General features: G+C 56.6%; 8 protein-coding genes. 4 read left to right on the top strand and 4 right to left on the bottom strand.

Going from position 1 to position 12,080, the window contains the following annotated elements; genetic code table 11:
• Positions 1–50: 50 nt before the first annotated feature.
• Complete coding sequence (locus Poly21_RS01485) at positions 51–587, bottom strand: hypothetical protein (RefSeq protein ID WP_146405265.1); 537 nt, start codon at positions 585–587, stop codon at positions 51–53.
• A gap of 137 nt (positions 588–724) precedes the next feature.
• On the opposite strand from Poly21_RS01485, the gene hemW reads away from it, so the two are divergent.
• From hemW to Poly21_RS01465, 4 genes are all read left to right on the top strand, one after another.
• Positions 725–1,981, top strand: coding sequence for a radical SAM family heme chaperone HemW (gene hemW / locus Poly21_RS01480; protein WP_146405263.1), 1,257 nt, complete (start codon positions 725–727; stop codon positions 1,979–1,981).
• A gap of 92 nt (positions 1,982–2,073) precedes the next feature.
• Positions 2,074–4,119, top strand: a complete 2,046-nt coding sequence (metG, locus tag Poly21_RS01475) for a methionine--tRNA ligase (RefSeq protein ID WP_146405261.1) — start codon at positions 2,074–2,076, stop codon at positions 4,117–4,119.
• Between the two features lie 119 nt (positions 4,120–4,238).
• A complete protein-coding gene (locus tag Poly21_RS01470; protein ID WP_146405259.1) occupies positions 4,239–4,976 on the top strand; it encodes a hypothetical protein in 738 nt (245 codons plus the stop codon).
• A 33-nt stretch (positions 4,977–5,009) separates the two neighbouring features.
• Positions 5,010–6,047 carry a galactitol-1-phosphate 5-dehydrogenase gene (locus Poly21_RS01465; RefSeq protein ID WP_146405258.1) on the top strand — a complete coding sequence of 346 codons (1,038 nt, stop codon included), beginning with the start codon at positions 5,010–5,012 and terminating at the stop codon, positions 6,045–6,047.
• 47 nt (positions 6,048–6,094) lie between these two features.
• Here the strand turns inward: Poly21_RS01465 and Poly21_RS01460 are convergent, their stop codons facing one another.
• The 3 genes from Poly21_RS01460 to Poly21_RS01450 all read right to left on the bottom strand — a co-directional run bounded on the left by Poly21_RS01460 (position 6,095) and on the right by Poly21_RS01450 (position 12,068).
• Positions 6,095–7,330, bottom strand: coding sequence for a pyridoxal phosphate-dependent aminotransferase (locus Poly21_RS01460; protein ID WP_302117172.1), 1,236 nt, complete (start codon positions 7,328–7,330; stop codon positions 6,095–6,097).
• A gap of 297 nt (positions 7,331–7,627) precedes the next feature.
• Complete coding sequence (locus Poly21_RS01455) at positions 7,628–9,682, bottom strand: alpha/beta hydrolase fold domain-containing protein (protein WP_146405256.1); 2,055 nt, start codon at positions 9,680–9,682, stop codon at positions 7,628–7,630.
• 58 nt (positions 9,683–9,740) lie between these two features.
• Positions 9,741–12,068 (bottom strand): peroxiredoxin family protein, encoded by a 2,328-nt coding sequence (locus Poly21_RS01450; RefSeq protein WP_302117169.1) that lies wholly within the window; start codon positions 12,066–12,068, stop codon positions 9,741–9,743.
• Positions 12,069–12,080 lie beyond the last annotated feature (12 nt).

The raw sequence follows: 12,080 nt of genomic DNA, 5'->3' as shown, positions 1-12,080 counted from the left end.
CAGTCAGCCGGGGAGGTTCGCTGTGGTAGAGAGATTAGCGCGAAAGAGGCTCAGATCTGCCAAGATTGCAGAATGGCGCAGCGCTGCTGTGACGATACCAAAGGCGGAGCGAATGCTGTCTCAGCACCATCCAGCCGAATACCGTTGCCTGTCGACAGGCAAAGCATGCCGTCCTCTGGCATCAAGTGCCTGACAGGAATGCTCAAGAATCCGTCGTGTGAGCTAATATCCCGCGGGACGTAACTGCAGCTCGCCTCGTCACATTGGTGCGAAGAATGCTCGCATGGACCGCTGGCGACCGAGCACACCACTATCGAGGGCGGCATCGCTGCTTGAGATGTCTCGCCGGAATGCCCTTGATCGTCATGGCACTCATGGCTTGCCGTGGCCGTATGGCGTGCGGCGGAGTCATGGCATTCGCCGGAACCGTCGGCACAGCAGCCGACGGACTCATCCAACCCAGCTCGTTGATGAAGGTGATGGCACCCCTGTTCGGCAACCGCATGCGAGTGATGCCAACAGCAACCCAACACCGCGTGCACGGTGAACGCAATGAGCGTCAATCGTTGGAGGAACCGGGCGATCACCGAGTCAATATCCTTGCAAGCGGGTCTGTGGAGCTATTCATCGTTCCCAATTCCTTCAATCGGGTCAAGTGGAAACATTTCTTAACCGATTCCCCCTGCATCTTGACAGCAAATTCCAGAGGAACCAATCTGCCGCGATGGATCCACCTTGTGCCCCCACTGCCCCGAATACCGATTTCCCGCCCGGCGGCTGGCCGGTGCCGCGGTCGCTCTATCTGCATGTCCCCTTCTGCCGGCACCGGTGCGGATACTGCAATTTCAGCGTGTTGGCCGGTCGAGACGACCTGCAAGATCGCTTCCTTGACGCCATCGAGATCGAGCTGGCCGAGATTCAGCGTTCCAGTTCAAATGGGACGGCGGGAGCGGGCAAGACGGTTTCTGGCGACCGCTGGAGCCGTCGGTCGACTACAGGACCGATTAGGCTCGACACGCTTTATTTGGGCGGCGGCACACCGACTGAACTCACTCCGCCACGGCTGGAGCGATTATTTTCAATCTTGTCCGAGCGTGTTTTGCTCTCCAGCGATGCGGAGTTCACCTGCGAAGCCAATCCGGAGGACCTCACGACCGAGACGCTTGCCCAACTGGCCGTTGGCGGTGTGAACCGACTCAGTCTGGGCGTGCAATCCTTCCATGACGCGAAACTGAAGATGCTGCAGCGCAGTCACGCAGGAGACCAAGCGATCGCAGCAGTGAGGCGTGCGAGTAGCGTGATCGAGAACATTTCGATTGATTTAATTTTCGCTGCGCCCGGCGAGACACTTGCGGACTGGCAGCAAGATCTGGAGACCGCGATCAAATTGCCCATTGAGCATCTCTCCACCTATTCGCTGACGTACGAAAAAGGAACGGAGTTTTGGTCACGGCGGCGACGCGGGACTTTGCAGCCGGTCAGCGAAGAGACGGACATCGAAATGTACAGTGCGACGCGTCACATGCTCGCCGGGGCAGGTTTTCAGCATTATGAGATCAGCAGTTTTGCGAAACCGGGAGCTCGAAGTCGCCATAACTCGGTGTACTGGAACGGCTACGGATGGTACGCCGTTGGCCCCTCGGCGGCCCGTTTTGTCGGTGGTCGACGCGATGTGAATCATCGCAGTCCCACCACGTACCTGAAACAGGTGCTTGCAGACGGAAACGCCATTGCCGATCGGGAAACCATTTCGCTCGACCAGCACGCCCGCGAGTTGGCCGCGTTTGGCATTCGCCAAATTGAAGGGATCGATTTGCAGCTGATCAACCAGCGAGTTGGCTACGATTTCGCGGTCACAATCCAGGATGTTATCGAGCGATTCGTTCAGACGGACACGCTCGTTCGGCGGGGCGACCACATCCGCTTAACGGAGTACGGGTTGTTATTCGCCGACATGGTCGAGTCGCAAATACTAGGCTGATTTTGCCCGTCCTGGTCGATCTGCAGCGACTTTGCAAGAATGTCCTCCGTTATTTTCAATTGCCCTGTTTTGCTGAGACTGCGTTACCGCCCATGTCGCGTCGCCTACTCGTTACCGCTGCGTTGCCCTATGCCAACGGCCCCATTCACATCGGGCATCTCGTCGAGTACTTGCAAACCGATATGTGGGTTCGGTTTCAAAAACTCCGGGGTCACCGCTGCCTGTATATCTGTGCCGATGATACGCACGGCACCGCGATCATGATCCGGGCACGTAAGGAAGGACGCAGTGAACTCGACTTGATCGCCGAGATGAGCGAGTCGCACCAGCGTGATTTCGCTGGCTTTGGAATCGAGTTCGATAACTACGGCAGCACCCACAGCGACGAGAACCGAACCATCTGCGGAGAGTTCTGGCAAGCACTGCGGTCTCAGGACTTGGTTACCGAAAAAACCGTCGAGCAGCTCTTTGATCCCGAAGCCGAAACGTTTCTGGCCGATCGATTCGTCCGTGGCACCTGTCCCAAGTGCGGCCGGAAGGACCAGGCCGGAGACAATTGTACCTGCGGTCACACTTACGCTCCGACCGATTTGATCGATCCCGTCAGCACGCTCAGCGGCGCCACCCCTGTGCTCAAAGAGTCCGCACACCTGTTCGTGCAGCTGGAAAAACTGCACGCGTTTCTCAAAGATTGGGTGGCCACCTCGGGAGCACTGCAAAGCGAGACCGCGAACTACCTGCAGGGACACTTTCTTGCCGATGAACTGCGGGATTGGGATGTCAGCCGACCCGCTCCTTACTTCGGTTTCGAAATCCCCGATTCGCCGGGTAACTACTGGTACGTGTGGTTTGACGCGCCAATTGGGTATATTGCCAGTACGCAGCAGTGGTGCGATCGTCACGGCGAAAAACTCGCCGATTGGTGGAAGAGCGACGACTGCGAAATTCATCACTTCATCGGCAAAGACATTACGTATTTTCACACGTTGTTCTGGCCAGGCATGCTCAAGACGGCCGGCTACGCGCTGCCGACCAAGGTGCATATCCACGGGTTCCTAAACGTCAACGGCATGAAGATGTCCAAGCGTGATGGGACGCTGATCAAGGCGGAGACGTTCCTAAAGCACATCGACCCCAAAGCACTGCGTTACTTCTACGCTTCGAAACTCTCCTCGCGCGTCGAAGATCTCGATCTGTCGATCTCCGAATTCGTTGACAAGGTCAACTCAGATCTCGTCGGCAAGGTTGTCAATCTCGCGAGTCGGGTGGGCAAGTTCGCAAATCGCACCGGGTTATCGGAATCCTATCCTGATGACGGTGGACTGTTCGCTAACGCGGCCGCTCAGGGCGAAGTCATTGCTGCGGCCTATGAGCAATGCGAGTACGCCAAAGCAATGCGTTTGATTATGGAACTGGCCGATGCTGCCAACCCCTTCGTCGAGCATGCCCGGCCATGGGAGATGAACAAAGATGCCGATCGGCAGGACGAGCTGCGTGACGTTTGCACGGTGGCTCTGAACCTGTTCCGCCAACTCGCCGTGTACCTCGCGCCTGTGCTGCCGTCATTGGCCGAAGCCTGTGGTGAATTGCTGGGTGACCAAATCGTTTCCTGGGATCAGAGCCAAACACCACTGGTCGGTTCAGCCGTCGGCAAATTCACTCGTATGATGGACCGTGTTCAAACTGAGGATTTAGAAAAGATGATTGACGAAAGTAAAGCCGAAGCGGCAGCAGAAATGGATGTCGCCGATGCACCGGCGGCCACGTTCAACGACAGCGATCAACCGCTCAAGGACGAACCACTCGCCGATGAAATCACGATCGAAGATTTCATGAAGGTCGACTTGCGAGTCGCGCGGGTGCTCGCCGCTGAGCAGGTACCCGAAGCCAACAAACTACTCAAGCTAACCTTGGGTCTTGGTGGCGATGAAACCCGCCAGGTGTTTGCGGGCATCAAAGCCGCTTATGAACCCGACCAGCTCGTAGGCCGCATGGTGGTGATGGTTGCCAATCTCAAGCCACGCAAAATGCGGTTTGGCTTGAGTGAAGGAATGGTCGCCGCCGCCGGACCGGGAGGCGCTGAAGTGTTTGTGCTCGGCGTCGATGAAGGTGCGTTGCCCGGGCAACGGGTGCACTGATGTGCCTCGGCTCTTTGAGCCGACACCTAGTTTAGGCTTCCAGCCTGCTCTTACCCGCGGCAGGCTGGCCGCCTGTCTTCCGCGGAGCAACAACCACCCCACCCCACCCCGAAACGTACGTGAACGTCACGCCCACTCATCTCGCGATCGTCCATAGCCACTTTGAACCTGGTGACGTAACCGATGCCGTGCGTCATCACGTCGCACGCGTGCGTGATCGAGGTGACGGTAGGGATCGTAAAATTGTGCTGCTTTCAGGGAATCGTGTCGCGGGCCTCGACGATCCGATTTTCGATCAAGCCGAGACCATCCAGATCCGCGATCTCGATCATGACCCCAGCGATCCATCAACGCCGAGCTTGCCGGACGACCGATTCAAGGGATTTCGTCGGGCAGCCACGGGGCAGGCGTCACTGGCGGGCCGAGACCTCTATGAACGCGTCGACGCAGCATTGCGGCGGGCGGGGCTGCTGCCTGACAACTCCCTTATTCATTGGCACAACGCGAGTCTCGGTAAGAATGCCGCCGTTCCGTTTGTTGTCTCCCATCTTGCCAACAGTGGATGGCGATTGTTACTGCAGATTCACGATCTCGATGCCGATCAAGATCCAGTGAACATCCGGCATTTGCTCGCCCAGACTGGCGCCACGCGGGCGTCGACGCTCGACGCGATCCGCTACCCTGTCCACGGGAACATCGCGTACATCTGCCCAGTTGCCACGGACCAAGATCCGCCTCGCCGGTTTGTTACTCTGGCCCCTTCCCTACCGGAGGGCGCCAGCATCGTGGGGTGTCCGCCGGGCGATTCAGCGAGTCGCGAAGCTGCTGTGAATGACGCTCTGCATGCCCCCGATTGAATCTAAGTCTCCCCACTCCATTCGAGATGAATCATGAAAGCACTCCTGCTTACCGAATACAAAAAGATGCAGCATACCGATGTGGACGAACCGGTCGTCGGTGACGATGACGTGTTGATCCATGTCGAGGCTTGCGGAATCTGCGGCAGCGATATTCACGGTTACGATGGCAGTACAGGCCGGCGGATCCCGCCGTTGGTCATGGGGCATGAGGCGGCAGGCACGGTGGTCGAGTGCGGCAGCAACGTGAGCGATTTGCCCGCCGGGACACGGGTGACCTTCGATTCGATGGTTTCGTGCGGTCAATGCCATTTCTGCCGGGACGGCCACCAGAACCTGTGCGACAATCGCATGGTGCTTGGCGTGTCCTGTGGCGAGTACCGGCGTCACGGTGCCTTTGCGCAGCGAATTGCCGTACCGCGACGGATTGTCTATGAGTTACCGGAAACGCTGCCTTTCGAGCATGCGGCATTGGTGGAGGCCGTCAGCGTTGCGGTCCATGCGGCGGCGGTTACACCGATTCGGCTCGGCGATACAGCTGTCGTCGTCGGCGCTGGCATGATCGGTCTGTTGACCCTGCAAGCCGCTCGGGCTGCTGGAGCAACGCGTGTGATCGCGGTCGACCTCAACGACAAACGCCTCGAGACCGCCCGCCAGCTCGGTGCGACGGATATTCTCCGCGGCGATCAAGTCGATGTGCCCGCAGCCATTCGCGACATGACGAGTGGACGTGGAGCTGACGTGGCCTTCGAGGTGGTCGGTGCGACGCCAACAATCAAGACTGCGATCGAGTCGGTGCGTAAAGGCGGTGCGGTAACCTTGGTCGGTAACGTGGCACCCACAATTGAACTGCCCTTGCAGTCCGTCGTCACCCGTGAGATTCGCCTCCAAGGCACGTGCGGTTGCAATGGCGAATACCCCCAGTGCATCGACTTGATCAACCGTGGCGTCATCAATGTGGAGCCCCTGATCACTGCTAAGATCTCACTTGCCGACGGTCCCCAGTGGTTCGAACGCTTGTACGCGGGCGACCCCGAGCAAATGAAAGTTGTGATTTGCCCCAACGAGTGAAATGCGCAAGTCCGTTCAACGACTCGGCTGGCTGACTACTGGCCGGGTTAGTTAATGATCTTCTTCAAGATCGATATCCCAAGCTCCAGTTCCTCTAAGCTGGGGCCAAACGAGAACCTTGCGAAACTTTCGAATGTTGACAGGTTTTTCGGACGTCGTTTGCCAGGATTGATATCAAAGTAGATTCCGGGAACCACGATAAGGTTGTTTTCGATTCCTTTGAGAAACAACGCAAACCCAGACCGAAGGTCGCCGGGAAGTTCGCTGAGGTCTCCCCAACAATAAAAGGACCCTTGAGGGATTTCAGTTTTGATTCCCAACTTCTCAAGTTCTGCTTGGAGGTATTGAGCTTTGGTACGGAAATGGGCTTTGATCGACGCGGCCTCTTGATTGGCGTGTTCTAGAGTGACGATCTTGGTCGCTGCATTCTGGATTGGATGTGATGCACCCCCATCCAGAAAACTCCCCGCTGACGTGATTCCTTCAATCACGTCTCTCGGGCCCAGTGTCCAAGAAATTCGAAAGCCTGGATATCTCCAGTTCTTGGTCAATCCGTCAAACACAATCACTGGGTCAGCATTGACGTCGTCAATATACTCTGCGGCTGAAAGCGACAGGATATCGGAGTCGTACACGTAGTGGCTGTAGAATTCGTCAAATAGCAGGGCGCACTCCAGTTCTCGCGAAACCTCAATCCAAGCTTTAAGTTTCTCACCGCTGATCACCTTTCCGGTTGGATTGGAAGGGTTTGACAGAAGGATGGTGGAGAGTCCTTTGCCTAGGATTTCTTTGCGAAGTTCGTCTACCGAGAAGTCGTATTGTTCACTCGAAGACAGCGTGATGGGGATCGGTATGAAGGTACCGAAACTCCCGAGCAGCTCTTCGTATGCCGTGTAGTCAGGCAAAAAGTGGCCGATGTGGCTTGGTCCTAGAGTTGAAACCAAACGCGTAAGTGCCAGGCGCCCACCGCTGCCGATGGCTACGTTTTCGGCGGTGTACTGGCTCTTCTTGCCCTGCCGATAACGCTCGTTGTACAGTCTCGCTACGGCTTCTCGTAGCTCGATGGTCCCGCCGACAGGGGCGTATTCGTACGAGTCTTCACTGACAGGAATATTGGTGATCCGTGGAGGCCCATTGGGAATTTCATTGATCTCAGGTGCTCCCTGACCAAGGTTTGCCCAATTCGCACGATTCTGAAGGTACCCGCGCTTAGTGGCCTCAGTCATCACGTAGATGACACCCGTCTTGGGAACGGTACGGAAAGCGTGTAGTTCAGTACTCATGGTCGATGCTTGGCTTCGCGGGATAACACATTCGGGGTGAGAAAGAATCTAATCGCTCCGATCCCTTTTCGGTAGGTGAACTGCCCGCACGAGAGTTTCGCTCGTTGGTGACGCCACTGCCGGGGGGCGAAAGCCGTTGGCGACCGCTGAGCGTGACGCACTCATTTCGTATCCGCTGCCATAAAGTAGAAACCCCATGGACGGACAAATTGAGCAGGCGTCGTCTCCAGTAACAATAATGAGCCCTTTTTCTGCCTCGTGTTCTTACGAGTGGGTCCCAGTGCTAGAATTCAAACGCTACTGGTTCACGGCGAACTTGATAATTCGAATGGCGTGACCGAGGCTGGTTTCATTCTTCGTATTTGCCACACGAATTTTGATCTTGTGCTTGCCACGCTCGAGGTCCGCGTCGAGCATCACAGTGCGCGGGTAGTGCAATCCTTTACTGTAGCGGTGATAGAGATCCAGTGCTCGCGTGTCGCCGTCGTCGATCGAGTACTCTACCACTCCGGCGTCAGGACCGGCGAGGACAAATAGGCCGATTCCCGTACCGGCAAACTCGAGCGAGCATTCCGAGCCTACCTCGGTGCTGCACAAAAGTCCCATGTCGCTAAACCGATCTCGCTTCGATCCAGGCAAACTCGCCCAGTCGGGGCGTCGGACTTTCCAGCCTTTGCCCAACTTCGCTGCCGAGGGAGCCACCATCTTTCCGCGGCTGTAGCTGTTCTCGTCGATTGTTTTCGCAGACCTGTGCGATGCGCTGCGGGGGTGGTTGACAATTGGATTTGACCATGCTGTGTCGAGCAAGTCCGCGATCAGGTCTGCCGCAATTCGGTTGCCTGGTTCTTTGGGATGCGTGCCGCCGTATTGCTTCCATGTGAGTGTGCCCGCCGAGATCCGCTCGGCCACTTCGCGAGCGAGATCAATCGTCGAGATTCCATAGTGCGATGCCACGCGTTCATGTGAACCGCTGCTCGTTGGCGTGAGGCCATGCTGCAGTTGTCCCAGCATTGATGGGTTCACGAAATGAGTTACTACGATATCCAGTTTGGGAAACGTTGATCGCGCATGTCTGAGGATGCCTTCCATACCGCGAACGCATTCACGCGAAGCGTGAGAGGCATCTTGATCGTCGTTCACGGCGAACTCGACGAACAACAGATCCGGCTGCGCAGACAAAACATCCTCCTCCAGCCGGAAAGCGCCCGTGGTGGAACAGGTAGAGCCGATCCCAGCGTTAATGAATGTGAACTGTGTTTCCGGAAAGCGGGCTTGCAGGTCGGCCTGGACCATCGCGCGGTAGCCGTTCATTTCGGTGATCGATCCACCGAGAAATGCTACGGTGCCCCGCTTGTCGTTCTCGAAGGCGTGTCGAGAGTGATCGAAGTGGCTTCGATAATGCACGTTTTTGGAATGGGGCAATGTAACTGCAGGAGGATTCTCTAAGTAGCCTAAAGATTCGAGAAAGGTATGTGTTCGCGCCAACGTCAACGGATAGTATTCCCCCGGCTCGCCACCGCGGCCGTAGTTGAAGAAACCATGGGTGGCGTGCGCGTAGCTGGCCAACTCACAGCGGTTGCCGGCCGCAGTGGCGAGTTCCGCGAAGCGTTTTGCGGTTACAAAAGGAACAGTCGTATCGGCCTCGCCGTGCAGGATCAACGTCGGTGGGAGTCCCGGATGAATGTGGTGAATCGGAGAGATCCGTTGCGCTGGCACTCCGGTACGCTTGGCGATGTCAATGAACTTGTCAATTCCCTCATCGCTTTTTCCTAAGCTGATAGCCTCGAAAGGCGCCAATAGCACGGCGGGGTTGAACAGCACCAATGCGTTGGGAAGGCTACTGACTTCGATTGTCGCAGATTCGTTGGGTTTCGAGCAGCTCAGTGGGGGAACCACGCCGAGACAGGCGGCCAGGTGACCGCCAGCTGAGCCTCCGCCAGCGGCAATACGATTAGGATCCACGCCTAGCCGATGGGCGTGCTCCCGAACCCAGCGAATCGCGGATTCAGCGTCTTCGAGCGATTTGTTCGCTAAGGTTTCGTGGCGTGAACTGACGCGATAATCAGCGGTCATCGCGACCATCCCCTGCGATGCAAGGTACCGGCAATGGTGCTCAAACTGAGCTGGATTGCCCGCTTTCCATCCACCGCCAAAGAAAAACACAATCGCCGGTCGTGAATCACCGGCCTGGTGATCAGGCGGATCAAAGATCCATACCTTCAGCTCGACATCACCGATTGTTTTGTAGGTCTCCTCTCGAGCATCGTCGAAAGCGGGGGGATAGGCGGCCGGTTGGGCGAACACGGGCAAGGACAGGAAACTCAGTGCCAGCAGGCTGCAGATTCGATACATAGTTCTCGGTATACATACAGGGGAGTAATCGCAAGAATCACTAAAGTCTAGAGGCCATCTAATTGTCCTTAAGCTTCAACAGACGCTTGGATTCTTCGAGCAGAAAGTCGGGGTCCATGAAGGGCTCAAAGCCGATGTCCTGCCATCGAACGCGGTCTTGCGCGTCGATTAAGAACGTCCCGTGCAGGGGTTGGCCTTCGAAATCATCCCAGCAGCGAAATGACTTAAATGCAGTTTGGTCGCCATCCGCAAACAGCGGGATCGAAATCTGCTCGTCAAACGCTGCAATGCCGCTGGCGAGCGTTTCGACATTTTCGGTACTGATCGCGACAACCTCAATTCCTGCCTCACGAAATGCCTCGAGTTTGGGTGCGAAAGCATGCAGTTGTTCCATGCAGTGCAAACATCCAAATCCCAGGTAGAACACAACTAGCCTGGGGCGACCACTGAATTGCCCAGCACTCCAGGGTGTGCCGTCGGCGGACATCGCCTCCCACGCCGGAGCATCATAGGGCTGCCATCGAAACGGACCGAGGGAGTCCAGTGCCGGACGCTCGCCTAAGTCGTTTGCCGGCTCCCTCTTAATTCGCCAGTCTTCTTCCATGTTGAGTGCGGTTGCTACTACGGAGACTCGTTGAAGGAGTGGCGTATCCAAATCGGCATCGCAGGCAAGAGCACGAAGCGTTTCAAACTGCTTCTTTGCCTCTTCGTGGTCGCCGTTCCTCCAAAGCAGATCGACGAGGATCGCTTGTGGACGCACCTGGCCCTGACGTTTCTTGACTTCTTGCTGGGCGATTTCCAGGGCGGACTTCAGGTCACCTGCGTCCGCTAGAAATTGAGCTTGGATCAGATTATCGAGATTCGCTTTCTTCGCAAATTCTTTAACGCTCTTTGCATCTTTGCGATGTGCCGCTGCGGCCGCGGCGGCTCGCGCGATCAAACGGCGTAGTTTTTCGAGATGCTTACGCACTTCATCCGGCGTCCTTTTCTGCTTGGCGTCTGCCGCGTCCTCTGGCGTTGCAACATCGGCGTCCTTCGCACTGGCATCCGTCTCTTTGGCGGCTTCGTCTGCGAGATCGAGCAGGGTCCCCTCCAGTGCCAGTCGTCGCCGTTGAAGCGAACGTAACGTGCGGGCGCCCTCTGACGCGTTGCCGGTTTGGAAATGGGCTACCGCGACCCATGCGAGCCATTCCTCATGAGCATCCATGTTGGCGATCGGCGGCAGCAGGTTGCCGTTGGACTCGTTGATAAGCCTGCCCCATAACCCATACTCACTGTAGGTTTGAAGCAATCGCTCCCGCCCGTGCTTGTAGCTCCCCTTCTTATCCATGGAGTTGTACTTTGGATGCTGAGGAAGCGAAACAAGGTTTTGGCCTTGTTCGATCGCGTCGTTGACCCGTCCAACAAACAATAAGTTACGAATCAGCCACTCGTTATTGTGAGCAAAGTTGTGAATTTGGTCGGGCATCAACCGTGCTCGCATCATGTGAGCGTGGTCGACTCGAGCCGATGCTTCCTGTTGCCATGCTGCATCGGCATATCGGTTTAGTTTGGAGTATATATGTCCGGGCATGTGCCACATGTGCGCCACTCCCGGCATTGACGGCCCGCACTTGGCCGCTGAATCAAGCCCCAATTCTGCATGGGCCGGATCCCACAAATGGATGCGATAGTGATGTGCTGGATGCATCGGATCGATCGCGAAGATTTCACTCATCAACGCGTCTACCGCAAAACGGCTCGTTAGCTTGACTCCCTCGCGATCACCGAGCCAAATGCGCAACACCAGAAACGCCTTCGCTTCGATGTCATCGGGGAAATCGTAAAGAATTTTCTCCATATCTGAAATGAAACGCGCGGCGCGTTTCGATTTCGCCTCCGCATCGTCCTTCGGGGCGTTCTCATCGAAAGTGGGCAAGTAGTGATCGAGAGCATCGATATACAGTTTTTCTCGTTGGTCGGCATGCTGGCTGACAAGCGGCTTGGCTTTATCAATCATCCCGCGCGCCCGTTTGGGATTGCTCGCGTTGGCCATCGCCATGCCCCAGTACGCGATCGCAAGTTCGGGGTCGTGTTTGAGTGACTGACGGAACGAGCGTTCGGCCTCGAGATACGCAAATGCATGTAGCAACGCGACACCCTGCTCAAAAAACTGCTGAGCCTGATCACTCTTGGTCGAGGTGGGAAATTGGATCTTGGCGAGACCGGGAACGAGCACCGCCGCTTGACGTGGGCCTTCATTAAACGCTTCCCCGTGGAAACTGTGCCCCTCGTCGAGAGCACTCTCTTCCATCGCAGCGTCTGCCGTCGGTTCGATTGCCGGCAGGCTGGACGGCAGAGGCGCAATTATCGCAAAAGCGAACAACACGAAAATTCGGTGCAGCATGGTGGGGACGCG

Origin of the sequence: Allorhodopirellula heiligendammensis (assembly GCF_007860105.1) — a bacterium.
Taxonomy (GTDB): Bacteria; Planctomycetota; Planctomycetia; order Pirellulales; family Pirellulaceae; genus Rhodopirellula; species Rhodopirellula heiligendammensis.
Note: the sequence above shows the minus strand (reverse complement) of the source record. Positions and strands in the feature narration are given on the sequence as shown.

What these genes read in the sequence shown, in the direction of transcription:
- Poly21_RS01450 (WP_302117169.1), bottom strand. Translation starts at nt 12,068, where the DNA reads ATGCTGCACCGAATTTTCGTGTTGTTCGCTTTTGCGATAATTGCGCCT.
- hemW (WP_146405263.1), top strand. Translation starts at nt 725, where the DNA reads ATGGATCCACCTTGTGCCCCCACTGCCCCGAATACCGATTTCCCGCCC.
- Poly21_RS01455 (WP_146405256.1), bottom strand. Translation starts at nt 9,682, where the DNA reads ATGTATCGAATCTGCAGCCTGCTGGCACTGAGTTTCCTGTCCTTGCCC.
- Poly21_RS01465 (WP_146405258.1), top strand. Translation starts at nt 5,010, where the DNA reads ATGAAAGCACTCCTGCTTACCGAATACAAAAAGATGCAGCATACCGAT.
- metG (WP_146405261.1), top strand. Translation starts at nt 2,074, where the DNA reads ATGTCGCGTCGCCTACTCGTTACCGCTGCGTTGCCCTATGCCAACGGC.
- Poly21_RS01460 (WP_302117172.1), bottom strand. Translation starts at nt 7,330, where the DNA reads ATGAGTACTGAACTACACGCTTTCCGTACCGTTCCCAAGACGGGTGTC.